The sequence below is a fragment of the Mucilaginibacter limnophilus genome (assembly GCF_004005815.1).
GTDB lineage: Bacteria > Bacteroidota > Bacteroidia > Sphingobacteriales > Sphingobacteriaceae > Mucilaginibacter > Mucilaginibacter limnophilus.
Genome location: NZ_SACK01000006.1, coordinates 144,837 through 170,310 on the forward strand (window position 1 = coordinate 144,837; position 25,474 = coordinate 170,310).

The 25,474-nt window shown below is 42.2% G+C and carries 26 protein-coding genes and 1 tRNA gene; 16 read left to right on the plus strand and 11 right to left on the minus strand.

All coding sequences use genetic code 11. The features are described from left to right. Nucleotides 1–10: 10 nt before the first annotated feature. Complete coding sequence (gene rpsR, locus EOD41_RS14140) at nucleotides 11–274, minus strand: 30S ribosomal protein S18 (RefSeq protein WP_095705209.1); 264 nt, start codon at nucleotides 272–274, stop codon at nucleotides 11–13. Nucleotides 275–277: 3 nt separating this feature from the next. Then, on the minus strand, nucleotides 278–637 hold the full coding sequence (rpsF, locus tag EOD41_RS14145) for a 30S ribosomal protein S6 (RefSeq protein ID WP_127706025.1): 360 nt from the start codon (nucleotides 635–637) through the stop codon (nucleotides 278–280). Between the two features lie 372 nt (nucleotides 638–1,009). Between rpsF and EOD41_RS14150 the strand changes: the two genes are divergently transcribed. The 4 genes from EOD41_RS14150 to EOD41_RS14165 all read left to right on the plus strand — a co-directional run bounded on the left by EOD41_RS14150 (nucleotide 1,010) and on the right by EOD41_RS14165 (nucleotide 4,525). Continuing rightward, nucleotides 1,010–1,624 (plus strand): hypothetical protein, encoded by a 615-nt coding sequence (locus EOD41_RS14150; protein WP_127706027.1) that lies wholly within the window; start codon nucleotides 1,010–1,012, stop codon nucleotides 1,622–1,624. Nucleotides 1,625–1,657: 33 nt separating this feature from the next. Continuing rightward, nucleotides 1,658–1,891 (plus strand): hypothetical protein, encoded by a 234-nt coding sequence (locus EOD41_RS14155; protein WP_127706029.1) that lies wholly within the window; start codon nucleotides 1,658–1,660, stop codon nucleotides 1,889–1,891. A gap of 57 nt (nucleotides 1,892–1,948) precedes the next feature. After that, nucleotides 1,949–2,341 (plus strand): DUF1801 domain-containing protein, encoded by a 393-nt coding sequence (locus tag EOD41_RS14160; RefSeq protein WP_240663409.1) that lies wholly within the window; start codon nucleotides 1,949–1,951, stop codon nucleotides 2,339–2,341. A 390-nt stretch (nucleotides 2,342–2,731) separates the two neighbouring features. Next, nucleotides 2,732–4,525 (plus strand): DNA polymerase III subunit gamma/tau, encoded by a 1,794-nt coding sequence (locus EOD41_RS14165; protein WP_127706031.1) that lies wholly within the window; start codon nucleotides 2,732–2,734, stop codon nucleotides 4,523–4,525. Nucleotides 4,526–4,649: 124 nt separating this feature from the next. Here EOD41_RS14165 and EOD41_RS14170 read toward each other — a convergent pair whose 3' ends face one another. Both EOD41_RS14170 and EOD41_RS14175 read right to left on the minus strand, forming a co-directional pair. Then, nucleotides 4,650–5,108 (minus strand): hypothetical protein, encoded by a 459-nt coding sequence (locus EOD41_RS14170; RefSeq protein ID WP_127706033.1) that lies wholly within the window; start codon nucleotides 5,106–5,108, stop codon nucleotides 4,650–4,652. A gap of 61 nt (nucleotides 5,109–5,169) precedes the next feature. Further along, entirely contained in the window at nucleotides 5,170–5,871 is a 702-nt protein-coding gene (locus tag EOD41_RS14175) for a hypothetical protein (protein ID WP_127706035.1), read from the minus strand. A gap of 176 nt (nucleotides 5,872–6,047) precedes the next feature. Here EOD41_RS14175 and EOD41_RS14180 point away from each other — a divergent pair, with 176 nt between their 5' ends. Both EOD41_RS14180 and EOD41_RS14185 read left to right on the plus strand, forming a co-directional pair. Next, nucleotides 6,048–7,277 carry an NADP-dependent isocitrate dehydrogenase gene (locus EOD41_RS14180; RefSeq protein ID WP_127706037.1) on the plus strand — a complete coding sequence of 410 codons (1,230 nt, stop codon included), beginning with the start codon at nucleotides 6,048–6,050 and terminating at the stop codon, nucleotides 7,275–7,277. 109 nt (nucleotides 7,278–7,386) lie between these two features. After that, nucleotides 7,387–8,367, plus strand: coding sequence for a type I phosphomannose isomerase catalytic subunit (locus EOD41_RS14185; RefSeq protein WP_127706039.1), 981 nt, complete (start codon nucleotides 7,387–7,389; stop codon nucleotides 8,365–8,367). Nucleotides 8,368–8,386: 19 nt separating this feature from the next. On the opposite strand, the gene EOD41_RS14190 is transcribed toward EOD41_RS14185, so the two are convergent. Together EOD41_RS14190 and EOD41_RS14195 are read right to left on the minus strand one after the other, a co-directional pair. After that, complete coding sequence (locus EOD41_RS14190; RefSeq protein WP_127706041.1) at nucleotides 8,387–8,998, minus strand: YdeI/OmpD-associated family protein; 612 nt, start codon at nucleotides 8,996–8,998, stop codon at nucleotides 8,387–8,389. Nucleotides 8,999–9,130: 132 nt separating this feature from the next. Continuing rightward, nucleotides 9,131–9,613, minus strand: a complete 483-nt coding sequence (locus tag EOD41_RS14195; RefSeq protein WP_127706043.1) for an ABC transporter ATPase — start codon at nucleotides 9,611–9,613, stop codon at nucleotides 9,131–9,133. A gap of 46 nt (nucleotides 9,614–9,659) precedes the next feature. Here EOD41_RS14195 and EOD41_RS14200 point away from each other — a divergent pair, with 46 nt between their 5' ends. Beyond that, complete coding sequence (locus EOD41_RS14200) at nucleotides 9,660–10,145, plus strand: hypothetical protein (RefSeq protein ID WP_127706045.1); 486 nt, start codon at nucleotides 9,660–9,662, stop codon at nucleotides 10,143–10,145. A 94-nt stretch (nucleotides 10,146–10,239) separates the two neighbouring features. On the opposite strand, the gene EOD41_RS14205 is transcribed toward EOD41_RS14200, so the two are convergent. Both EOD41_RS14205 and EOD41_RS14210 read right to left on the minus strand, forming a co-directional pair. Further along, entirely contained in the window at nucleotides 10,240–11,043 is an 804-nt protein-coding gene (locus EOD41_RS14205) for a (Fe-S)-binding protein (protein ID WP_127706047.1), read from the minus strand. A gap of 43 nt (nucleotides 11,044–11,086) precedes the next feature. Beyond that, on the minus strand, nucleotides 11,087–12,382 hold the full coding sequence (locus tag EOD41_RS14210) for a (Fe-S)-binding protein (protein ID WP_127706049.1): 1,296 nt from the start codon (nucleotides 12,380–12,382) through the stop codon (nucleotides 11,087–11,089). A 197-nt stretch (nucleotides 12,383–12,579) separates the two neighbouring features. On the opposite strand from EOD41_RS14210, the gene EOD41_RS14215 reads away from it, so the two are divergent. Continuing rightward, a tRNA-Phe gene (locus tag EOD41_RS14215) sits at nucleotides 12,580–12,652 on the plus strand. A gap of 83 nt (nucleotides 12,653–12,735) precedes the next feature. Here EOD41_RS14215 and EOD41_RS14220 read toward each other — a convergent pair. After that, a complete protein-coding gene (locus tag EOD41_RS14220; protein ID WP_127706051.1) occupies nucleotides 12,736–13,218 on the minus strand; it encodes a carboxypeptidase-like regulatory domain-containing protein in 483 nt (160 codons plus the stop codon). Nucleotides 13,219–13,683: 465 nt separating this feature from the next. Between EOD41_RS14220 and EOD41_RS14225 the strand changes: the two genes are divergently transcribed. The 8 genes from EOD41_RS14225 to EOD41_RS14260 all read left to right on the plus strand — a co-directional run bounded on the left by EOD41_RS14225 (nucleotide 13,684) and on the right by EOD41_RS14260 (nucleotide 20,811). Then, complete coding sequence (locus EOD41_RS14225; protein ID WP_127706053.1) at nucleotides 13,684–14,403, plus strand: HAD family hydrolase; 720 nt, start codon at nucleotides 13,684–13,686, stop codon at nucleotides 14,401–14,403. Continuing rightward, nucleotides 14,378–15,205 (plus strand): phosphoribosyltransferase family protein, encoded by an 828-nt coding sequence (locus EOD41_RS14230; protein WP_127706055.1) that lies wholly within the window; start codon nucleotides 14,378–14,380, stop codon nucleotides 15,203–15,205. The genes EOD41_RS14225 and EOD41_RS14230 overlap by 26 nt, the downstream gene beginning before the upstream one ends. Nucleotide 15,206: 1 nt before the next feature. Beyond that, nucleotides 15,207–15,761, plus strand: a complete 555-nt coding sequence (locus EOD41_RS14235) for a TerD family protein (protein WP_127706057.1) — start codon at nucleotides 15,207–15,209, stop codon at nucleotides 15,759–15,761. An 11-nt stretch (nucleotides 15,762–15,772) separates the two neighbouring features. Further along, complete coding sequence (locus EOD41_RS14240; RefSeq protein ID WP_127706059.1) at nucleotides 15,773–16,384, plus strand: TerD family protein; 612 nt, start codon at nucleotides 15,773–15,775, stop codon at nucleotides 16,382–16,384. A gap of 53 nt (nucleotides 16,385–16,437) precedes the next feature. Further along, the gene (locus EOD41_RS14245; protein WP_127706061.1) at nucleotides 16,438–17,547 is read left to right on the plus strand and encodes a toxic anion resistance protein; all 1,110 of its coding nucleotides are present in this window, start codon (nucleotides 16,438–16,440) and stop codon (nucleotides 17,545–17,547) included. Nucleotides 17,548–17,558: 11 nt separating this feature from the next. Beyond that, nucleotides 17,559–18,515 (plus strand): hypothetical protein, encoded by a 957-nt coding sequence (locus tag EOD41_RS14250; protein WP_127706063.1) that lies wholly within the window; start codon nucleotides 17,559–17,561, stop codon nucleotides 18,513–18,515. Nucleotides 18,516–18,566: 51 nt separating this feature from the next. Continuing rightward, nucleotides 18,567–19,382 carry a TerC family protein gene (locus tag EOD41_RS14255; protein ID WP_127706065.1) on the plus strand — a complete coding sequence of 272 codons (816 nt, stop codon included), beginning with the start codon at nucleotides 18,567–18,569 and terminating at the stop codon, nucleotides 19,380–19,382. A gap of 367 nt (nucleotides 19,383–19,749) precedes the next feature. After that, nucleotides 19,750–20,811, plus strand: coding sequence for an acyltransferase family protein (locus EOD41_RS14260; RefSeq protein ID WP_127706067.1), 1,062 nt, complete (start codon nucleotides 19,750–19,752; stop codon nucleotides 20,809–20,811). 62 nt (nucleotides 20,812–20,873) lie between these two features. On the opposite strand, the gene EOD41_RS14265 is transcribed toward EOD41_RS14260, so the two are convergent. Together EOD41_RS14265 and EOD41_RS14270 are read right to left on the minus strand one after the other, a co-directional pair. Further along, nucleotides 20,874–22,274, minus strand: a complete 1,401-nt coding sequence (locus EOD41_RS14265; RefSeq protein WP_240663411.1) for a TolC family protein — start codon at nucleotides 22,272–22,274, stop codon at nucleotides 20,874–20,876. Between the two features lie 25 nt (nucleotides 22,275–22,299). Beyond that, entirely contained in the window at nucleotides 22,300–25,467 is a 3,168-nt protein-coding gene (locus tag EOD41_RS14270) for an efflux RND transporter permease subunit (protein ID WP_127706071.1), read from the minus strand. Nucleotides 25,468–25,474: the final 7 nt, after the last annotated feature.

Genomic DNA, 25,474 nt, shown 5'->3' on the forward strand with positions numbered 1-25,474 from the left:
TCCCTCCTGATTATTTTAATGAATCGGTAACATAAGGTAATAAACCTATGTGGCGAGCACGCTTAACAGCCTGAGCCACTTTACGCTGGAACTTTAATGAAGTACCGGTTAAACGACGTGGTAATACTTTACCCTGATCGTTAACAAACTTTAATAAAAAGTTAGCGTCTTTGTAATCGATATACTTAATACCGTTCTTTTTAAAACGGCAGTATTTTTTACGGTTATCCTCTACTTTAGGGGCAGTAACGTATTTAATTTGGTCGTTTGCCATTGCTTATGCCTCCTCTGTTTTAGATTTTTTCTGGTTGAACGCACCGCTGCGTTTTTTCTCGTTGTAAGCAATAGCGTGCTTGTCTAACGCGATAGTTAAGAAACGCAAAACGCGCTCATCACGTCTGAATTCAACCTCCAATTTGTTAATTAAATCACCCGGAGCCCTGTATTCAGTTAAGTGATAATACCCTGTTGTTTTCTTTTGAATAGGGTACGCTAATTTTTTCAAACCCCAATTATCCTCCTGGACAATTTCGGCTCCGCCATCAGTTAAGATCTTTGTGAATTTGGCAATTGCCTCTTTCGCAACATCTTCTGACAGCAACGGGGTAAGAACTACTACGGTTTCGTACTGTTGCATGTTAAACTTTTGTTATTTAATAATTTGCCCGCACTAACGGGGCTGCAAAAGTAAGCAGAATGTTTGAGTTATACAAGTAAGTTTTTAAGCCGGGTGCAGAGGGGTAGCGCAAGGTGTAATCGTATAAATGATAAATGTTTTTGAAACGCAATTGCTGAAGCTTTTTTTACTGCCAGTCCCGTGCTGCACTTATACGCCACAATGCCTTAAGCGCGTGCTTTATATTAATGTTGTCACCTTTTTAAACCGTACTGCTACTGCAACCGCCACCGCTACTTTTAACAAGGCCGGTATCCGTTTCGCCTGGGTTTATTTTGCAGTGTATAACCTTATATTAACGTAAACCTGATATATTTGGTGAAATATTACATAATGAAAAAAACCTTATTACTTATTACCTGCATTTTCGCTTTTTCTGTATTCGCAAAAGCACAAACCAAGCCCGGACCAGCAGAACAAAAATTGCTCGATTCTTTATGTGTGGAACTGGAAAAAATTGATTTGAGTAAAATAACTACTAAGCAAGAGGCAACTGATGCCTTTATGAACTCATTTCTTACTAAGTCCGATATGATGATTGAAGTAGCGGCTGAAAAAGGTGTTGACGTAACCGACCAGGAAGCCATGCATAAGGTTGGGTTAGGTATAGGTATTAACCTGATGAAAGCCAAGTGCGCCCCTTTTATAAAATTGGCCACATTGATGGCCGGGAAACAGCTCGACAGATCTAATGAAGTTCAATCAACCGTAGGTACGTTTAAGCGGATAGACACTAAAGGGTTTAACTACATCGTAATTGCCGAAAAAGGTAGTGAAGTGTCTTTTTTATGGCTGAAAAAGTTCCCTGATTCTGAAAAATTTATGGGTAAAACAGCTTTGCTGGCCGGAAAAAAAATTGTAGTTACCTGGAAAGAAGTAGAAGCATACCTGCCATTAGCCAAAGGTTACTATAAGGTAAAAGAAATAACAGGCGTTCAATTTTTGTAAAAACATATTGGGCAGCCGGCGTGTTTTATAAACATGCAACTCTCAACTTATCTTAACCAAAACGTAATAGAATTCAATGGCATGTACATGGTAATGCCTCGTGAAGATGATGATCCGATTGAAGGCGACTGGGCCGATGAAGAGGATGAAGATTTTGACGACCAAACCGAAGGGCTTGACGATCTGGATGAGCTTTATGAAGAAGCTGAATATGATGAAATAGATCCGGATGATGACGATCATTTGCCGGAAGAAGAATTACAATAATATTTTGTTTCCATTAATCTGATCTGCTTTCACGTTGATAATTTATAAATTGGCTGCGTGGCAGATCAATCAATACTTGCATATAATGAATCATTAATGCCGACCGATGGCCAGATATGCGATGTGCTGGCGCGTGAAATTGACCATCATTTACCCGAAGCCGAGTCAAAAATATGGCATGCCCATCCTGTTTGGTTTTTAGATGGAAATCCGGTTGCCGGCTATAGTAAGTTAAAAGACGGCGTACGCTTGCTGTTTTGGAGCGGCCAGTCATTTACCGAGCCCGGTTTGCAAGACGAAGGTAAGTTTAAAGCAGCCGAAGTTCGTTACACGTCTGTTGATGAAATAAATGTTGAAAAATTAGCCAAGTGGCTTACCGAAGCCCGCGATATACAGTGGGACTATAAAAACCTCGTAAAGCGTAAGGGTGTGCTGGAAAGGTTGAAATAGATTTAATATCAGATTTCGAATGTTCAATTTTCGAATTAAAAGTGCTAAGTGGGAACGAGTTGCCAAATAGATGCGTTCCTCAGCATGACAGAAGAAAACGGGATTGATAACCCCTTCATAACCTACAATCCCGGCATCAGCATAGCCGGGTAGCACAGGCAAAGCCATAGCACAAACTTCAATAGGGCAGGGTACAGCCGGCAGTTTTTCTTTGGTTCGTTTCTTTTGGCTGTCCAAAAGAAATGAACATTCACAGTCAAAACATAAACACCAACCCATTCTAACAGGGCATAATGGCCTTTAACTAAAGACCCCAAGTAAAAAATACTCCATCCATAAATTACCAACACCACTTTACCGTTACCAAAGTTTTTAGTTATCTTTATAGCTGTGGATAATTTTATTGTTTCGGCACGTAAATACCGCCCGGCTACTTTTGATACTGTTGTTGGCCAGCAGCATGTTACCAACACGCTGAAGAACGCCATTAAAAATAATCAGCTTGCACAGGCATTTTTATTTTGCGGGCCGCGTGGAGTGGGTAAAACAACATGCGCGCGCATACTGGCAAAAACCATAAACTGCCTTAACCTGCAGCCAAACGGCGAGGCTTGCGGCACATGCGATTCGTGCCGTTCCTTTTTAAATGGTAATTCCTTTAATATACATGAGCTTGATGCGGCTTCTAACAATTCGGTTGATGATATACGCAGCCTGATAGAGCAAGTACGCATACCGCCGCAGGGTGTACGCTTTAAAGTATATATTATCGATGAGGTGCACATGCTGTCGCAGGCGGCGTTCAACGCTTTTTTGAAAACATTGGAAGAACCGCCAAGCTACGCCATATTTATATTGGCCACTACCGAAAAGCATAAGATACTGCCAACTATACTTTCACGCTGCCAGATATTTGATTTTAACCGTATCCGTGTTGAAGACATGGCTTCGCATCTGGCATCTATCGCCAAAAAAGAAAGCGTAAAATATGAAGACGACGGCCTGCACATTATCGCCCAAAAAGCGGATGGTGGTTTGCGTGACGCACTGTCGATGTTCGACCAGATTGTCAGTTTTTCGGGTGCTAATGTTACCTACAGTTCGGTAATTAATAACCTGAACATACTTGATTACGATTACTTTTTTAGCGTTACCGATTGCCTGCTGAATGAAGACACCGCCAAAACACTGCTGCTGTTTGACGAGATATTAAGCAAGGGTTTTGACGGTGCGCATTTTATATCAGGGTTAAGCGAACACTTCCGCAACCTGCTGGTGGGTAAAGACGCTTCGACACTCAAACTGCTTGAAGTGAGCGAAGGCATACGTAGCCGTTATCTGCAGCAGTCGCAGGCGGCATCGGTGTCGTTCCTGCTTTCAGCATTGAATATTGCTAACCAGTGCGATCTTAACTATAAGCTGAGCAAAAACCAGCGTTTACAGGTTGAACTGGCACTGTTAAAGATGTGTAATCTGGGCGCTGTGTTTAACGCGGCAACATCGCCGGTAACTTCGCTGCCCGCAGGGGAGTTAAAAAAAAAACCTGATACCTCAGTAACGCCACCTGCGCCTGTTATAGAAAGTATACCGGTAGTTAGTGAATCGCCTGTAAGTTATAATACAAGTAAAAGCACAGCTCCCGCTCCGGTAAAGGCGACAGCAACTCCGCTACCCGCACCCGTAGCAGAAAAGCCAAAAGTATTTATTCCAAACCTGCATACTGGGGCAAGTTCTATTAAGATACCATCGCTTAACAGCCTTGATACGATGGAAGATGTGGCGGTTGATGAAGACGACCCATATCTAAAAGGAACGGATAAAGAATCGTTTACTACCGAACAATTTTTGGATCTCTGGAACCAATACGCTGCCAAGGCAAAAGAGGAAGGTAAGGCCACATTGTCTACCATTTTTGCAGGCAAGCCGGTAATGATGAACCCTGTTTTATACGAAGTTGTGGTTGAAACCAAGGTACAGGAAACCGCTTTTAGGGATGAGAAGCCCTTTCTGCTCAACTTCCTGCGCAGTAGCCTGAAAAATTTCGATCTGGAAATAATTACCCGTATTGAAGAAATAAAAGCGAACCGAAAACCTTACGGCGCTAAAGAGATATTCAAACACATGGCTGTAAAGAATCCACAGATCATCGATCTTAAAAACAGGTTGAATTTGGAATTGGAATAGTATTCAAAAAAATGTCATTTCGAAGGATAATGAGAAATCTTCTGAAAGCGGGCGATTAATTGAATGCCGCAGAAGATTTCTCCTTGTACCTCTTCGAAATGACAGTATGTGTAGCTAAAATAGCTTACAAGAAATTCTCTTTATCGCCTTTAGAATAATCTTTCAGATCATTTTTTGGATAACCCTCTTCATCAAGGTCGTCACGGTCGTCTTCAGGAGTACGCGAAATAGCTTCATCGGCAGGGTCAACTTCAACAATTTTTCCGCTGTCGATATGCATTCCTAAATTTTCCACGTCGGTTTCCAGGCTTTCATTCGGAATATACTCGTCAACTGCAGTTGGGTTGGCTTCATCCCAGGTCGAATCGAAATCGGTTCCGCCTTTGGCAGCTGTGTTATAAGGGTCCGGATGATCATAATCTGGATCGTTGCTTTCTACATCCAGCTCAAAGCTATCTTCGTTTTCATTGTAATTTAAAGCGCCACTGTTAATATCAGTATCAGTGCCTAAATCATCATTTACGTTTTGGTCGTTATCGGTGCTTTCTTCGTTAAAGCCCGGATATGTTTTATCTGGTTCCATAGGTCTGTGTTTTTTAAAATGAACAGTAAAAACCCTGCCAAAGTTTTAGTTATAGATTTAGTTAGTCAAATGTTATAGGCTTACGGTACGATGTACTGCTACCTATGGCTATTTTAACACCAAGTGATACCTGCCCCCAAATATCTTTCCTCCGGCCTGCGTCAATCCCATCCAGGTTATCCTCATACATAAGGTTCCATTGGTAAGCCAGGTCGATCTTTAAAGTAGGCTCGTTATAAGCGTTGTATATCTTTAATTCGTAACCGGCACGTAACGGAACAAAAAATTCGGTGCTGTTATTTTTGCCCGGAGAGGGGTAGCCTCTTTCTTCTGCAGTGGTACGTGAAATTTCGCTAATACTGTTTGATACAAGTCCAGCCCCTGCCGAGAGATATACATTTTTCAGGACGTTGAGCATAGGGCTATGGGAGTAATCAATAAATTCTCCTGCTTGTACTTGTGCCCGAATAATATAGGCTGTAAAATTATTTTTGAATTGTCTTCCGGATACGTTTCTTACAGAATCGCCTCCGGCAAGCCTGCCAAACTGCACCTCAGCAATATAATTAACAAATGGCGAAGCAGGATTAAAGTTTAAACTTACACTACCTGATGGCGTCGCTTTAATAGTTTCAGCATCGCCAAAAACAAAATTGGCCGAACCGGCAAGTCCAAAATCAATTCTCGAAAAATTGTAGCCGTTTTGAGCCTTTGCAGTAAAAGTTACGGCAGTTAATAAGATAAGTACATAGTTTTTTAGCATAGATAGTAGTGTGGTAGATGTTGTATAAACGCTGAAACAGTGGCTTAGGTATCTGGTTTCGATAAAGGATAGTTATGTGTACTGTTTTGTGGCGTTAAAAATGTTTTTAATTAAACTACATAAGGGCATTTTTATATATTTGGTGCCGTTACAAAAAACATACAATAACTGTAGTTATGTCAAAAATAAAAGTAGAAAATCCGGTAGTTGAACTGGACGGCGATGAAATGACCCGCATTATTTGGAAATTCATTAAGGATAAACTGATATTCCCTTACCTTGATCTGGATATTAAGTATTATGATTTGGGTATTGAGTACCGCGATGAAACCAACGACCAGGTGACTGTTGATGCCGCTAACGCCATATTAAAATACGGCGTTGGTATTAAATGCGCAACCATTACACCTGACGAGGCGCGTGTTAAGGAATTTGGCCTGAAACAAATGTGGAAATCGCCAAACGGAACTATCCGTAACATACTTGATGGTACTGTATTCCGTGAGCCTATCGTAATGTCAAACGTTCCGCGTTTGGTGCCTAACTGGACTGCGCCTATCTGTATTGGCCGTCATGCTTTTGGCGACCAGTATCGCGCTACCGATTTTGTTACTAAGGGCAAAGGTAAGTTGACTGTAACTTTCACTCCTGAAGACGGTGGTGAAGAACAATCATTCGAGGTGTTTAACTTTAAAGGCGATGGTGTGGCATTAACCATGTACAACACCGACGAATCAATAAAAGGCTTTGCTCATGCTTGCTTTAATCAGGCGTTATTAAAAGGTTGGCCGCTTTACCTGTCAACTAAAAACACCATTCTTAAAAAATATGATGGCCGTTTTAAAGATATCTTTGAAGAGATCTATCAAAACGATTACAAAGAGAAATTTGCAGCAGCAGGTATTACTTACGAACACCGCCTTATTGACGACATGGTTGCCGCCGCACTTAAATGGAACGGTAACTTTGTTTGGGCTTGTAAAAACTATGATGGTGACGTACAAAGCGACACTGTAGCACAAGGTTTCGGCTCATTAGGTTTAATGACATCTACTTTGGTTACACCTGATGGCACCGTTATGGAAGCTGAAGCTGCTCACGGTACAGTAACCCGTCACTATCGTGACCACCAGGCAGGTAAGCCAACTTCAACTAACCCAATCGCTTCAATCTTCGCGTGGACACGTGGTTTGGAGTTCCGTGGTAAACTGGATGGTAACGAAGAACTGGTAAACTTTTGCAAAACTTTAGAGCAGGTATGTGTTGAAACCGTTGAAAGCGGCAAAATGACCAAAGATTTGGCTATCACATCAAAATCAAAAGTTGAGCACGGTGTTGATTACCTGTACACTGAAGAGTTTTTAGCTGCTATCGATGAGAATTTGAAAGCAAAACTGGGTAAATAATTGTCTGAAATACAAGTAAAAGCCTGTGTTATTAACACAGGCTTTTTTCGTTTTAGCGCTTTCTGTTTCGGTATTTACTGATAAATTTGCCGCAAAACACACAATAACCATGTCAGCATTATATCCTCTGAAATTTAAAACCATCTATAAAGACAAAATATGGGGTGGTCAAAAAATGAAAACTTACTTGCATAAAGACTTTGGCGATCTGCCAAACTGCGGCGAAACCTGGGAAATATCAGGCGTTAAGTCGGACGTTTCGGTAGTGGCAAACGGTGAGCTGGAAGGCAAATCACTGGCTGATTTGCTTGAAGAATATAAAGGCGAACTGGTAGGTGAAAAGGTGTATGAGCGCTTTGGCAATACTTTCCCGCTGCTGGTGAAGTTTATTGATGCTAACGAAGACCTTTCGATACAGGTTCACCCTGATGACGAACTGGCAAAAAAACGCCATAATTCGTTCGGTAAAACTGAAATGTGGTATGTTATTGAAGCCGATCCGGGTTCGACACTGATAACAGGTTTTAATCAGGAAGTGAACGAGCAGGTTTACCTTGAAAAATTTAACAGCGGCCATTTAACCGATATTTTGAACCGCGAGGATGTAGCTGCCGGTGATATTTACTTTTTACCTGCCGGACGTGTGCATACTATTGGCGCGGGCCTGCTGATAGCTGAAATTCAGCAAACATCAGACATTACTTATCGTATTTATGATTTCGACCGTGTTGACGATAAAGGTAACAAGCGCGAACTACATGTTGAAGAAGCACTTGCGGCTATCGACTACAAGTTCTATCCGGAATATAAAACCCAATACGCGCACTCTAAAAACGAAGCGGTTGAAGCGGTAACCTGCCAGTACTTCACTACCAATGTGCTTGATTTTACCGAAGGTACCACCCGCGATTACAGCAGCATCGACTCGTTCATAATACACGTTTGTGTTGAAGGAGCTTACACCATTAAATATGAAGGCGGCGAACTGGCTGTAAAAATGGGTGAGAGCATCCTGCTACCTGCAACCATCAACAACATTGAAATTACTACCCAAAGCGGCTTTAAATTATTAGAGAGCTTTGTAGGTTAACCCTATAATGGCACTGGGATTATTTATACTTCCAGTGCCTTGTTTTTCCTTCGCTTATCCATTCAATGGCGGTATCCAGCCGTTTCTGACGTGTAGCATCTGTTTTCGCTTCCACAATCCATTCCAGGTATTCCCTTTTTTGCGACGGACTGAACTTTTCAAAGTTAGCTTTTGCGTCAGGGTGTTTGTCAAGTAAGCTTGTTAGGTAGGCTGGTTCTTCAACAACTGCTTTAGGTGCAGCAGCCTTTTTTACAGGAGCTTCCTTTACGCCACTTTCGTTCAGGGCAATCATTTCATGGATGTACTCCAGCAGTATCTCATCTGACGGCAGATCGGATAAGCTTATAATCCTGCCGAAACTGCCCGCGCCGCTACCTTCTTCTTCCTGCAAAACTTTATGCGGATCTTTTAATCGCCCGGCTTTCCAAAAACCAAATGCGCAGTGTTGTTTGAAAGCGGCTATATGGCACACCGGTCCTTTATATTCAAAAAATGGCATGCCCCATTTAACTGTTTCGGTTATTTTGGGCGAGGCGCTGTGTATAAGTTCACGCAGGTGGTTCAGTATTGGTTTTGCAAACTCTGCAGATTTGGCAATGTAAGCGTCTATACGGGTATCGTACTTTTCCATACTGCAAGATATGGATTATCAATCTAAAACATACCCGTCATTGCTATAAGTGTTATGTAATCCGAAGAGAAGGTTCAGCGATTGCTTCGTACCTCGCAATGACGCTTAATTGTGGATGCTAATAGCAAATGACTATCCAACCAATGACCCAAACAACTGCGCATGCCAGCTTTGTTTGAACGGTACTTCCCATTTGGTTTCCAGTTCGGTCAGGTCTTTAGCCAGGTTGTTGAACACAATCGTGTCGGGTGTGATAACGCCTTGCTGTATCAGTTCTTCAAATTCAGCGCGAGGGGCAGACAGTACCTCGTCGCCGCTTCGATAAGCCAAATTAAAGCGGTCGAATAGGTTAATATCGTAGCGCAATTCAAGATCTTTCATAAAGCGTACTGATTTATCAATAGAACAGCCGCTGGCACCGGCCTGGGCTTCGTCAATAATCAGTATCAAGAAACGGTTGTAACGTACCTCGCCTTTGGCCAACAGCTGATGATTATGTGCTGTCCAGCCGATGGCAAACGCGTTAAGGTATTGCTCAATTTCGGCTGTTTCAGCATCAGTTAGCTGCCTGTCCGACTGGTAAATCCATACTCTTGAATGTTGAGAAAATTGCATGTTGCAAATTTAATATTTTCTTAACTTCGATACTGTTTTTCTTGTCATGATAAAAACACATCTGCCACGGTTTAAAAAGTATCTGATTTTTTTGACGATAGCGCTCGTTAGTCCGCTTGCTTATGCTTTTGGCCCCGATGCGGCTGAGCAGGAAATGCTTAGCTGGAGCAACAGATGTTTTACACAATCTTTTGACGCGGCTGCCACCGGCAAGCTAAAAAAATGGGAACTTACATTAACAGAAGATGCGTTTATCCGTCTTCGTAAAACTTATGCGAACGGTAAACAGGAATATTTCTCTTTTCACCTGCAACGATTTGATGATATGGATTACCTGGGCACAGTAACCGCTGGTACATTGAAGCTCCACACTACTGATGACGATATCATTGTACAAACCTATAACGACCGCAAGGGCAATGTCGATACCATGGCTGCGGTACTGGATATCCCTGTAAAAAATATGGAGCCTGAGCGGCTGGATAGTCTGCGGAATGTGTTGATGTATTTTAAGAAAAAAGCTCTTAATTAATTTTGTCATGCTGAACTTGTTTCAGCATCTATCATGCAATGGATTTTGACCGTCTCATGGGATCCCGAAACATATTCGGGATGACAGATTATAACTACAACCCGTTAACCCTCGCCGTTATTTCAGCAATATCCAGCACCTGTATTTCCTGTTCTTTTTGTTTAGCCTTTACACCATCGCGAAGCATTGTCATGCAAAAGGGGCAGGCAGCGGCTACAACTGTAGCTTTTGCTTCAAGCACATCTTCAATACGTTCAACGTTGATGTCTTTTTTGCCGGGTTCGGGCTCTTTAAACATTTGCGCTCCGCCTGCGCCGCAACATAGTCCGTTGCTGCGGCAGCGCTTCATTTCCACCAGGTCGGCATCAAGTATTTCTAATGCCTTACGCGGGGCTTCATACACATTGTTGCCACGACCAAGGTAACATGGGTCGTGGTAAGTGATGCGCTTGCCTTTAAAACTTTCGCTACCCTCGGCCTTCAGCATGCCTTCGTTTATCAACTGCTGTATCAGTTGGGAGTGGTGTATCACTTCATAATTACCACCTAAACCAGGATATTCGTTTTTAATAGTGTTGAAGCAATGCGGACAGCCTGTGACTATCCTTTTTACGTTATAAGCATCAAGGAGCGCAATATTACTCAAAGCCTGCATCTGGAACAAAAACTCGTTACCTGCTCGTTTGGCCGGGTCACCGGTACAGCTTTCTTCGGTACCCAAAACCGCGTAGCTGATGCCTACATGCTGCAATATGCGGCAAATATCGCGGGTAATGCGCTGTGCGCGCTCATCAAAACTTCCGGCACAGCCCACCCAAAACAGTATTTCGGGCTCGCGGCCTTCAGCGGCCATTTGCGCCATGGTAGGTGCTTTTATTTCGGATTTCGAATTTTCCATTTCGGATTTATTTTTTTGACTGTAACTGCTACCGCAACTGCCACTATTTCTCCGCCCAGTTAAACCTGTCGGCATTGCTGTATCTCCATGGTGCGCCGTTGTTTTCCATATTACCGAACATATTGTTGAGACTTGCAGGTGCGGCCGATTCTTCCATTACAATATAGCGGCGCATGCCGGTTATTATTTCCAGTGGATTAATGTTTACCGGGCAAGCCTCAACGCAGGCGTTGCAGGTGGTACAAGCCCACAATTCTTCGCGTGTAATATAGCTGTCAAGCAGTGTCTTGTCGTCTGTATAATCCTTGCCTTGCTTGTCAATACCTTTGCCAATTTCGGTGATACGGTCGCGCGTATCCATCATGATCTTGCGTGGCGACAACAATTTCCCGGTTTGATTGGCAGGGCATACCGATGTGCAGCGGCCGCATTCGGTACAGGTATAAGCGTCGAGCAGGTTTTTCCAGGTAAGGTCGGTAGCGTCCTTAACACCAAAGCGGCCCGATTCAAGGTTTTCAGGTATGTAGGAAGGATCGAGCATCGCCTTTACTTCATTTGTTACCGACGCCATATTGCTGAATTTTCCCTGCGGATTGAGATTGGAATAGTAAGTATTCGGGAAAGCCAGCAATATGTGAAAATGCTTAGAATAAGGCAGGTAGTTTAAAAATGCCAGTATACCAACTATATGGAACCACCAGCATGCACGCTCAATAATTAACAATACATTAGCCGATGACGGGAGCAGCGGCAGTAATAAGCTACTTATTGGAAATTTACCTGCAACGGCATAATGTTCGTAATGCAACAGTTGTAACTTATAGTCGGCGGCGTTCATGGTCAAAAATGCCGCCATCAGGCATATTTCAATAAAGAGGATATAATTGGCATCGCTACGGGGCCAGTTGGTCATTTCCACGCCGCGGAAACGTTTTAATTTTAAAACATTCCTGCGAATTAAAAAACCTATGCAACCGGTAAGTACCAACAAGGCGAGTATCTCAAAGCTGCCTATAAGCAGTCCGTATAAACTTCCCAGGGGTTTTGAAAATATCCGGTGTGAACCAAAAAGCCCGTCGATAAGTATTTCCAGCACCTCAATGTTAATGATGACGAAACCCGCATACACAAACAGGTGAAGTAAAGCAGCTAAGGGCCGTTTTGTCATTTTGCTTTGCCCAAGGGCAACCAGCGCCATTGTTTTCCAGCGCAAAGCCGGATTACCGCTACGTTCAACATTCCGTCCTAACAGGATATTGCGGCGTACTTTGCCCGCGTTTTTAGCGAATAGATAAACAGAAGCGGCCAGAATAATTAAGAAAATAACCTGCGAAATCATTATGCATGCATAGTAATTTGATAAAGGTATAATAAATTAGTTAATGGTTGATTATGTTGAATGGTTTTATAAGATTCGAAAATTATTGTTCTGTTTATCAGGGTTATAAAATGCTTGATTGTATATAGTTGAAACTTTTTTCGAAAAAAGTTTTCATAAACCAAAAAACAAGCTACATTTGCAATCCCAAATCGGGCGGTATCATAGCTCAGTTGGTAGAGCAAAGGACTGAAAATCCTTGTGTCGCTGGTTCGATTCCAGCTGATACCACAAGAAAGACCACGTGGTCAATTTATTCAAAAACTTAAAAAGCTCTCAGATTAATTTCTGAGGGCTTTTGTTTTAAAAGATACTTAAGACCGCTCACGTTTAATATCGCTTTTGTTTTTCTTATAATCAGGTATAAACTCTTGTGTATAACAAGCTTTGTCAGTTTTAAATATACCTTTTTTAAACGCTCTTTTATGTAATTCCGGTAGTTTCTTAAATCTTTTCCTTCGAAGTTTATCAACCCTCTTGAGAGTTATAAAATCATAAGTACCACTTAACATCATCACAACTTCTACTTCATCACATTCATCTGCAAGCTTTACAGATGTTAATTCTATTCCAACAGCCCTAAATAATATTTTTTTAACGGAACCAGGTATTTCTATATAAAAAAAACCATTTAGATCTGTTCTGCCCACGTTAACTGTGTCATTGATCATAATTGACACATATGGCAAAGTTTCCAAATTATCATCAATGACCCTTCCTTTAATTGTTTTACTTTGAGCGTAAAGCCCATGTGTTGAAACACTGAATAAAATAAGAATGATCAATATCTTTTTCATTTATTATCTTACAGGTTTTGGTTTATTGTAAATATAATATTCCCGTGATTTGAACCATTTTCAATTCAGGTCTAAATCTGCCAGTTTTTTAAATCATAGAAGAAATTATGTGTTATAACTATAGTCTGCACCACATAAGCGAAGTTAGCAAGCTTCTAAACACTTGCGAACGTTTTTGTTTTATACCTTCCCAAAGAAATTAGTACTTTATTTATCACTCAACAATTTGCAGGCTATCAGCAATAACATACGTTTTACACGTTGATATCTCTATATACATTCATCCTTCAAATTCTGCGTATATCAATGCCATCTCTTTCTTTTATATTACTACTAGCTATCATAATTAGTATATTAACATTACGATTAAATTTTTATAAATACGGGTTGCAAAAAATTAATTTGGGCAGTTGAAAAATATCGTTTACATTAACGCTGCTTAATACTTAACGATTATATTAGCTGATGACCGGCCTTACACACTACTCTTTTGATTTGTGGCTTACCCTTATCCGGTCGAACCCGGTATTTAAGCAGGAACGCGCGCTTTACTTCTACAATAACCTTAATTTCAATAAAAAGCCGCTTGATGAAGTGGTAAAGATATTCAGGCAGGTTGACCTGATGTGCAACCATATTAACGAAAAAACCGGAAAAAATATCGATGCTGATGAAATGTACCTCATGGTGATCAGCATGATTAATGATAGTGCGGACGTGGTTTTTAATATAGACACAGATGCCCTTTATGCTGAAATGGAGCATTTACTGTTCAAAAACATGCCGGTTTTATTTTGCGATCAAACCATAGAAGTTCTTTTGCATTTAAAACAATACACGGCGGCAACCACCAATATCTTAAGCAATACCGGTTTTATTAAGGGCGAAACACTGCGTAAGGTGTTGCAGCATATAGGTATAGATCAATTTATCGATTTCCAATTGTATTCAGACGAAACAGGTATATCTAAACCTAATCCTAACTTTTTTAAATTGATGATTAACGAAGTCCAAAAGCTATACGATGACAATATCAACTTACAAAGCATTGTTCACATAGGCGATAACCCGATTGCCGACCTTGCCGGCGCCGAAGGTGCAGGGATAAAAGGCATTCTTATAAATTCAAATAACAAATCAATTTTTACTATCATTGAAGATGCCAACCACTTATTCACTTCATAAAATTACCAACGCAAACGATTTCGGCTTTAGTCCGGCGCACTATAGCCGCTTTAAATATGGCGATGGCTATGTGGCGGCAGATTTTGGCACCGCTCTGGCTAAAGGCTTTATTAAAGATCATTTGATCAACTCGCCTGCACAGCAGTTTGTGGTGATATCAAGTCCATATTCGTTTATTCCGACGGCTACCTTTACGCTCAAAAATCATTTTGTATCAACACTTAACCGCTGGCTGGCCGAGCATAACCGGCCTATACTGCAGGAAACAAAAGTGCATCGTACAATTACTTATAAAGAAGATTACGGTGAACTTGACGCGGCGGAGCGCCTGAGGCTCATCGGCAATGATTCGTTTCACATCGACAGAGAATTTTTAACCGGTAAAACCCTGATATTTTTAGATGATATTAAAATCACCGGCAGTCATGAGCGTATGATTATGAAAATGGTTGACGAGTATAAGCTGGATAATGAAATTTATATGCTTTACTTTGCCGAACTGGTTAACCATGACATCCATCCAAGCATCGAAAATTATTTGAATTATTATCAGGTGCAAAGTATTTTTGACCTGGATGATATTCTGAACAGTAAGTTCAGCATCAATACCAGGATAGTTAAATACATTTTAAACTACGATCATGACAGTGTTTGCATATTTCTGCAAAACAAACCGGATGAATTTATAAACAAATTATATGATATGGCTATTGGCAATGGCTACCATACAATGGACTGTTATAAACCAAACCTTGATTATATAAAAAATCAACTACTTACTTACAAAATAAACTTAGCATAACATGGCAATTAATTTGCAAAAAGGGCAGCGTGAAATTATTGACGCGCCTAAATTTACTATAGGTTTAGGCTGGGATGCCAATTCATCATCAACCGGATCGGCATTTGACCTTGACGCTTCTGTATTTATAATGGGCGACAATAAAAAATTGCTGGCCGATGAATACTTTGTATTTTACAACAACACAAAATCTCCTGATGAAGCTGTTGAGCATACCGGTGACAATCTTACCGGCGCCGGCGATGGTGATGACGAGCAGATAAAAGTTGATCTTTCAAAAATATCGCCGCAGGCAACAGAAATTTGCATTGTGGTAACCATACATGAAGCGGCTACACGGAGGCAAAACTTTGGCCAGGTGCGCAATTCGTTCATCCGTATTTTTGACAGCAGCACCGGTGCCGATATATTAAAATATGAACTGGAAGAAGATTTTTCTATTGAAACAGCTGTTGAGTTTGGACGCATATATAAACGCGATGGCAAATGGAAATTTGAAGCAGTAGGCGTTGGCATGAAGGGCGGATTACAGGATTACTTAAACAAATACAATTAAGAGAAGAAACTATGGCAATTAATCTTGAAAAAGGCCAGCGTATAAGCCTTGAAAAAAACAATGGCAGCAAGCTGCAAAACATTTGTGTTGGTATAAACTGGGGCGCTATCGAAAAAAAAGGCCTTTTTGGCTTCGGCAGCAGTAAAGAAGCTGTTGACCTTGATGCCAGTTGCGCTTTGTATGATGATAACAAACAGTTGCAGGAAGTGGTTTACTTCGGTAACCTGAAATCAAAAAACGGTTCGGTAAAACATAGCGGCGACGATTTAACCGGTGATATGGGTGGTGATGACGGGCTTGATAATGAGGTGATCACTGTTGATCTTGGCGCTTTGCCTGCAAATACCACTTATGTAGCCTTCGTGCTTAACAGTTTCCGTGGGCAGGACTTTGGTACTATTCCATTTGCATCAATAAGGGTTTATGAAGGTACGCCTAAGCGTGTTAACGAAGAGTTTGCGAAATATAACATTACAGGCGGAGGTTTTGCCGGCCACGTATCAATGGTGCTTGGCGTATTTTACAAACGCAACGGCGAATGGAAGTTCAACGCCATTGGTGAACCTACAAAAGACCGCAAGCTACAGGAAACCGTACAAACTGTAACACAAAAATATTTATAGTAATAAACAGGCGCTTTTTGCATCTAACCTTAAACAACAAATTCATCAGCAATATGGAACCTACTCCAAACGCCGATCTTCCTGCTATCCAGTCAGCAGCGGTAAGGCTTATTGATAAAGACGGTAATGTCGACCTTACCCAGGTAACACCCGAAGACGAAGCAAAATATTCGGCTTTAAGCAAAGACCTTAACCCTGCCGATTCAAATTCGATATTGAATTACGGCGCCGCGGTGCAGGCTACTATGGAAAGGTATAGTAACCAGTTCCTTTCGTCGGTACGTACACAAAATGCAGGCGAAGTAGGTGGTTTAATAAACGAGTTGCTTACCGAGCTTAATTATATTGACGTTGATGAGCTTGAAAAAAGCGGGTTTACATCGTTCCTGTCAAAAATTCCGTTTTTGAAAAAGCTGGTTTTTGATGCAAAAAAGCTGTTTCAGAAGTATGACCTGGTTATAAACAACGTTGACAAGATAACCAACAAGGTAAAAGCCGGTCGTTTAAACGCCCTTAAAGATAACAGCGCCCTGCAAACCATGTTTGACAGTAATGTTGAGTACATCAAACAGATGGAAGAGCTTATTATTTCCGGCCAGATAAAACATAAAGAGCTTGGTGATAAGCTTGCCGAAATGGAAGCCAACCCATCAGCTTATAACGACTATGAGATTGCCGACCTGCGCGAATTTAACAGCCGTCTTGATAAACGTTTGGCTGATATGAAGATTGTGAGGTTTATTATGCTGCAATCGCTAGCGCAGATACGGGTAGTGCAAAACAATAATACCTCGATAGCTGAAAAGGCACAATCAATAGTAACCACTACTATTCCTGTTTGGAAGAATCAGCTTACCATTGCTGTGGCCCTGCAAAGGCAAAAGGCTAATGTGGAGATGCAGAAAAAAATATCTGATACTACTAACACCATCCTTCAAAAGAACGCTGATATGCTGAAACAAAACAGTATTGAAGTGGCAAAAGAAAACGAAAAAACAGTTGTGTCGTTAGATACGTTAAAACGTACTACCCAATCGTTGATAGAAACGCTTAACGAGGTTAAACAGATACACGAGCAGGGTACGCAAAACCGTAAAGTGTTAAGTACCGAGCTGCAAACCCTTGAAACCGAGCTGCGGAAGAACGTTACAAACGTTAGTTGATGAATTAAAGGATGGATGATAACCCGATATTACGTGAATCAAATAAGATCATAAGCAAACTGCAACTCCTCTCGGCATTTTTTGAGGATGAGATAGTTTACAAAATTTTTTTGCGTACCCAGGTTATTCACCGTTTATATGAAACTAACCCTGAGCTTGATGTAAATAGTCTCGAACTTTTTCACCTGCAGTTTACGCAGTCTGTTATTGATCTTTTAAAAAAGATAAAGAAGATAAACGAGCGCAATGTAGGCTTGTTTTTTGACGAGATACAGCTGAATACCGAACTGATAAACAATATAAAAAACAGCGATTACAAGGAAAGCGAGTTTAATAATGATAAACAGCGGCAAGCCCTTAAAATAAATACATCCTTACGCAGGCTGTATCAGGTATTAAGCGAAGACTTACAGGAATATCCTTTCGCAAAAAACATTAACGCATTCAGTGCACGTTATGCTGAAGATTTCTTCTTTCAGATATCTGCCAATTTGCTTGCTGAACTAACTGATTATGTTCAGGAGGAAGTGTACACCAACGCATATGCTGTAATTGAGCGGAAACTTATGGGCAAGCTTTGCAAGCACGACTTTCGTACGGAGTTTTACTGCGGCCTAAGCTCTGCCAACCTGGTTGTTGAGGTGTATAAGTTTATTGACCATGGTATGTATTTCCTGTTTTATCCGTCGCGCAACCTTTTCCTGTTTTGTGATATCAGCAAGTTAAGCGATATTGACCTTACTACCGACATAACTCGCAATGCGCGCATTATACAGGAACTACAGGATAAAAACGACCGGTTACAAGCCAGTGCCGCTATAACACGTATCAGCATACCTGCTGAAGTAAAATCACTGCTTGCCGAAAATTATAAAAAGATATCTAACATAAACTTCCTGCAAAACATAGCCGGGTTTGATGCCCAGGCTAATATTTTAAAAACCATGCTGAATACCGATATTATTTAGCAAAATTGTAACACATCAAACCTCACTTTATCTAACTGATATACATAAAAAATGGACTTTATACACACTTTGCTGGGCGAGGATATAAAAGCCGGCTTGCTTATCATCCTGAATTTGATAGTTATCGAAAGTTTGCTTTCGGTAGACAATGCCGCGGTACTGGCTACCATGGTGCTTGATCTGCCTAAAGAGCAAAGGAGTAAGGCCCTGCGTTATGGCATTATTGGAGCCTACGTTTTCAGAGGTATATGCCTGCTGCTTGCTGCATGGCTGGTAAAAATCTGGTGGTTAAAACCACTTGGCGGCTTGTATCTGCTTTACCTTGCCTTCAGCTACTTTAAAGGCAAAGCCGGAGACGGCGACGACAAAGAGGAATCTGTTGACAAAAATCAAAACTGGTTTTATAAGTCAACGGTTGGCGTAATTGGTACATTTTGGGCAACCGTAGCTTTAGTTGAGGTGATGGACCTTGCTTTTTCCATTGATAACGTATTTGCTGCCGTAGCGTTTACCGATCACCTTTTCCTGATTTACACAGGCGTATTTATAGGGATATTAGCCATGCGTTTTGTGGCACAGGCGTTTGTTAAATTAATGGAGAAGTTTACCTTTCTTGAAACTGTTGCTTTTATAGTGATCGGTGTTTTGGGAATTAAGTTGACATCGTCACTGTTTACCCACTTTTACCCTGAAAGTCCTGTATCGCACGCCATTGAAGGTGAGCAAACCGATCTTATTGTATCAATATTTACTGTTGCCATATTTGTTATTCCGGTGCTTACTTCGCTTCTTTTCAATTTTCCTAAAAGGAATATTGTTGAGCCTGAGATTGCCGAAACAGCCGAAAAGGTTTTGGATAAAAGCTGATCAGATAAACATGTGCCTTTATGCTAAACTTTCAAAGCCTCTTAGTTTCCAGTAAGAGGCTTTGTTGTGTTGTCATCAAATGAAATTACGCTAATAAAATTTTGTTAATTTTTATTGCGAATGTGTTAACTGCTGGCACAGTTATGATGCCATTTATCTTGTTTCGGCATCTGTATCAATTTCCTTCTCTTTTCATTCACACTTTTTCTCATCTACGTATCAAAGAAAAAATGCCTCGGGATGATAAAAACGATTTTTACAATTTGCGCTTGTTTCGAGCCGACTGATTATGGCTTAAGAGTTATTTGAAATGATCGAGCTGGACGATTGCCCGTCATTGCAGATATGTTTTTAATACTACTACACTATGAAAACCGGTCAAGTTAATAAGGATCTCACTATAGAGACGCTAAGGGGGCTTGCTATAATTTTAATGGTATTAGGCCACGTGATCGGATCTGGTGCCGATAACGGGCTTAAAGTAGCCGACACTTCTATTTGGAGGTATATTTATTACATGTTTCAATACATGCGCATGCCATTGTTCACCGTTATTTCCGGCTTTGTTTATGCTTACAAGCCGGTGTATAAATTCAATTCAAACTCCAAATTTTTGTTCGGCAAGGTAAACCGCTTATTAATTCCGCTGGTTGTTGTGGCAACTATGTTTTACTTTTTGCAGTATATCATTCCGGGAACAAACCACAGGCACAACCTTGACGATATATGGCGTATCTATGTGTACCCATATGCGCATTTCTGGTTTCTGCAGGGAATGATGATCGTGTTTATAATCATCACCGTTTTAGAAAACTTCAAGGTGTTCAATACCTTAAAATCTACGATGATTTGCCTGGCGATAAGCTTGTTGATTTTTGTATTATTTCCGTATAAAGTAAATTATTTCAGCTTAAACAGGGTGCCTTTTTTGTTAACCTTTTTTATTCTGGGCTTATCTTTTAAAAGATTTTATGATGTAATTTTTAAAACGGATGAAATTAAAAAGCAAATTATCAATGTAGCTGCTGTAATATTTGTGTGCTCTTTAAGCTGTCAGTTATATTATTTCAATACTGAATTAGATACCCGCATTGTAAATCTTTTAACCTTCGCTGTAGGCTCTACAACCTGCCTATTGATGATAAATGCCGGCTATCAAAACAGTAAGCTGATATGGCTTGGGGATTATTCTTATAGTATATACCTGTTTCATATATTCGGCGCTGTTGCTCCCCGGGTGCTGTTTGCAAAGCTGTCGATATCAAATATGCCGTTACAAATATTGGTCGGGCTAATTACCGGATTAAGTTTCCCTGTGTTGTTGCGGCTATTATGCGGTTCTAACAAAATATTATCGGTGCTTCTGTTTGGCGACAAATTCAGGGTTACGCAAGCGCATAAAACTAATCAACCTGCTTATACGCAATAATATTTTATATTCCATCTAATTAAAAAGGGCATACCGTTAAGTATGCCCTTTTTAATTAATGACTATTTCCAGCCGCCGCCCAGGTCGCGGTACACGTTGGTTACGGCTGTCATTTGTTCTTTTTTGGTTTCTATCAGCTCAAGCCTTGCTTCAAGGGCGTCGCGCTGGGTCATCAGTACTTCCAGGTAATCGGCACGTGCCGATTTAAACAGGTCGTTTGAAATATCAATCGACTTGTTGAGCGCGTCAACCTGTTTGCTTTTCAGCTCGTAGCTTTTTTGCAGATTTTCAATGTTTGATAACTGCGTATTTACTTCAAGGTAAGCGTTCAGGATAGTACGCTCGTAATCAAACATGGCTTGTAGCTGGCGCGCGTTGGCATTGTAATACTCGGCTTTTATACCGTTACGGTTAACAAGCGGACCTGCAAGATCACCGGCCAGCGAGTACAGCAGCGACTCAGGAAACTTCGCCAGGTACGATGGCTTAAACGCCTGAAAGCCTAATGCTGCAGAGATACCGAACGACGGGTAAAATTCGGCACGGGCTACTTTAACATCAAGTTTGGCGGCAGCCAGCTCAAGCTCAGCTTTCTTAATGTCCGGGCGATTTGCCAGCAGTTGCGATGGGATACCGCTTGCAACAGTAGCAGGCGTAACACTTAAAAACTCACCTTTGTTACGGATGATCTCCCGCGGATACTGGCCCAGCAACAGGTTAAGCCTGTTTTCTGTTTCCTTTATCTGCTGAAGAATATCATATTCCAAACTTTGCGATTTTAAAACCTCTGCCTGAAACTTCTGTACGGCCAGTTCTGTTGCCTTCGCGGCTTCTTTTTGCGCCCTAATAATTTCAAGCGCCCGTTTTTGCAAGTCGATATTCTGCCTGATAGTAGCCAGTTGGCTATCCAAAGCCTGTAGCTCGTAATATGAGTTCGCTACTTCAGCTATCAGGTTGGTAAGCACAAAGTTTTTACCTTCAATGGTTGACAGATACCTTGTAATAGCCGCTTTCTTGGCATTGTGCAGTTTTTTCCAGATATCCACTTCCCAATTGGCATATACTGCCGCGGTGAAATCGGTCAGCGGGTCGGGTACTTCCCGGCCCGGTTCAATTTCTGTAGAGGCGTCGCCTGCGCCCTGGCTGGTGTAGCGGCCCACCTTTTCAACTCCTGCACCAATACGGGCACCTACTGTCGGCATTAACTCGCCGCGTCTTGCCCTGATGTCGTTCCTTGCCATGTTTATTTCCTGCAAGGTTACCGCCAGTTCCTGATTGTTCTTCAGTGCGGTATCTATCAGGTTTATCAGGTTAGGGTCAGTAAAAAAGTTTCGCCAGTTGATAGCCGCCGTATTGGCGGTATCAAGACTGTTATTATATGTGGCCGGTACGTTTCTGTTTGCAGCACGCTGCTCAATGGAAGGCACTTTACAGCCCGCCATAATCAGAACAATACCCGACATTATTAGGCATTTATATATGCTGGATCTATACATATTGATCAATTTCTTCAGTTAACGGTTCTTCTTCCTCATCTTTTATAAGGGTATATTTCTCGGATATTTTGCCGAATATGTAGTACAGTCCCGGTACGATGATCACACCGAAAATGGTACCCAATAGCATACCCCCGGCAGCCGCCGAACCGATGGTGCGGTTACCTGTAGCACCAGGCCCTGAGGCAAACACCAGTGGAATAAGGCCGGCGATAAAAGCGAATGAGGTCATCAAAATTGGGCGGAACCTAACAGCCGCGCCTTCAATGGCCGCTTTTAGTACACTGTAGCCCGATTTGTGTTTCTGCACGGCAAACTCCACTATCAGTACGGCGTTTTTGCCCAGCAAACCGATGAGCATTACCATAGCCACCTGCGCGTAAATGTTATTTTCGAGGCCAAGTATCTGCAGCAGCAGGAACGCGCCGAATATACCGGCAGGCAGCGAAAGGATAACAGTGAACGGCAGCAGGAAGCTCTCATACTGCGCGGCAAGTATCAGGTAAACGAAACCAAGGCAGATCAGGAAGATGTAAACAGCCTCGTTACCACGCGATACCTCGTCTTTTGAGATACCTGCCCAGTCGATACCAAAACCTCTCGGCAGGGTGTTCTTAGCTACCTCAGTCACTGCTTTAATAGCCGAGCCGCTACTATAACCGGGTGCCGACGCGCCGCTGATCTCGGCAGCGTTGTACATATTGTGCCTTGTGATCTCCGAGAGACCGTAAACTTTCTCAAGCCTCATAAATGAAGAGAACGGCACCATTTCATCACGATCATTTTTCACATACAGCTTCAGCACATCATCAGGTTGCGAACGGTATTGCGGCAGCGCCTGCACCATTACGTTGTATTGGCGACCGAACCTGATAAAACTTGTTTCATAATTACTGCCTACAAGTGTTGATAGCGTGTTCATGGCGTTTTCAATGGTAACACCTTTTTGCTGCGCGATATCATTATCTATCCGCAGCATGTATTGAGGGAAGCTCGCGCTATAGAAAGTAAACACCGACGACAACTCAGGCCGTTTGCTTAGCTCGGCAACAAAGTCTCGGCTCACGGCTTCCATCTTCTTGAAATCGCCTGTACCAGCTTTATCCAGTAAACGCAGCTCGAAGCCACCTGCGGCGCCATAGCCGGGTACTGCGGGTGGTTGGAAAAACTCAATAGTGGCGCCGGTAATATCTTTAGAGCGCTCTTCCAGTTCTTTCATTACTTCCTGAACCGAATGCTTACGGTCTTCCCAGCTTTTAAGGTTAACCAGACAGGTGCCTGAGTTGGCGCCTGTACCTTCGGTAAGGATCTCATAACCTGCCAGTGACGATACAGACTGCACATCTTCTATACCTTCAGCTATTTTTTGCAGACGCTCGGCTACCTGGTTGGTACGCTCGAGGGATGAGCCCGGCGGTGTTTGGATCACCGCATAGAACATGCCCTGATCTTCGTTCGGGATAAAGCCCGATGGCAGTGTATTGTTCAGCAGCCATGTACCCAAACAAAAACCTATCAGCAAACTAAAGGTGACAACCCTTCTGTTTACGATTTTGCCAAGCAGCTTCCGGTACCTGTCCGAAATGCCGTTGAACCACCTGTTAAAGCCTTCAGGTATTTTATCAATAACCGTTTTTTTACGTGGCTTGCCGTGGTTGTTCTTTAGCATCATGGCGCAAAGGGCAGGCGTAAGCGTAAGCGCCACAACACCCGACAGAACAATGGATGTCGCCATGGTGATGGAGAACTGCCGGTAAAAAATACCCACCGGTCCCGACATGAACGCCACCGGGATAAACACCGCTGCCATTACAAACGTGATAGCGATGATAGCCCCGCTAATCTCGTGCACCGCCTCTTTAGTAGCCCTATATGGTGAAAGATGTTTCTCTTCCATTTTGGAGTGCACCGCCTCAATCACTACGATGGCGTTATCCACCACAATACCAATAGCCAGCACCAGCGCGAACAGCGTGATCAGGTTAAGCGTGATGCCGAAGTATTGCATGAACATGAACGTACCGATTAGCGATACCGGCACCGCGATGGCCGGTATAAGCGTTGAACGCCAATCGCCAAGGAAAAGGAATACTACCAAACCAACCAGTATGAACGCCTCAACAAGTGTGTGGATCACTTTTTCAATCGAAGCGTCAAGAAATTTCGAAACGTCGTAGCTTATCTCGTAATCCATCCCTTTAGGGAATGAGCTTGCTTTGATCTCGGCCAGTTTTGCCTTCACATCCTTAATTACCTGGCTGGCGTTACTGCCGTACGATTGCTTTAATACTATAGCTGCCGACGGCCTGCCGTTCAGGTTTGAGTACAAGTCGTAAAATGCGCTGCCAAATTCAATATCGGCAACATCCTTAAGTCGGAGTATTTCACCGTTAGGGCTCGATTTTAAGATGATGTTCTTGTATCCATCCGGAGTGCTGAACCTGCCGGGATACTTCAGTACATACTCAAATGCCTGCGAACGCTTACCCGAGCTTTCACCCGTTTTTCCCGGCGATGCTTCAAGACTCTGCTCGTCAAGCGCTTTCAGCACTTCTTCGGCAGATATTTTGTAGGCCAGCATACGGTCGGGTTTCAGCCATATACGCATAGCATATTCTCGGTTACCCAAAATGTCGGCAACACCTACACCATCAACACGTTTTAATTCCGATAGTACGTTTATGTCGGCAAAGTTGAAAAGGAACTTCTCATCGGTATGCGGATCTTTACTGTACAGGTTAATGTACATCAGCATGTTTGATTCTTCACGGGTGATCTTAACACCTTCACGTACAACCAGCGGCGGCAGCTTATTTACCACCGATGCCACACGGTTCTGGATATTTACCGATGCCTGGTTAGGGTCGGTACCAAGGTTAAATACAACCTGAATGGTAGCCTCGCCATCGTTACCTGCGTCGGATGCCATGTATTTCATGCCCGGTACACCATTTATCGCCCTTTCAAGTGGAATTACCACCGCTTTGATCATCAGCTCGCCGTTAGCGCCCGGATATTCGGCCGTAATATTCACTTTAGGCGGCGATATTGACGGGAACTGTGTTACCGGCAGCTGTGTGATAGCCAGCACCCCCAGAAAGAGGATGATAAGCGATATCACTATAGACAGGACGGGCCTGCTTATAAATTTACTAAACATTGAATTC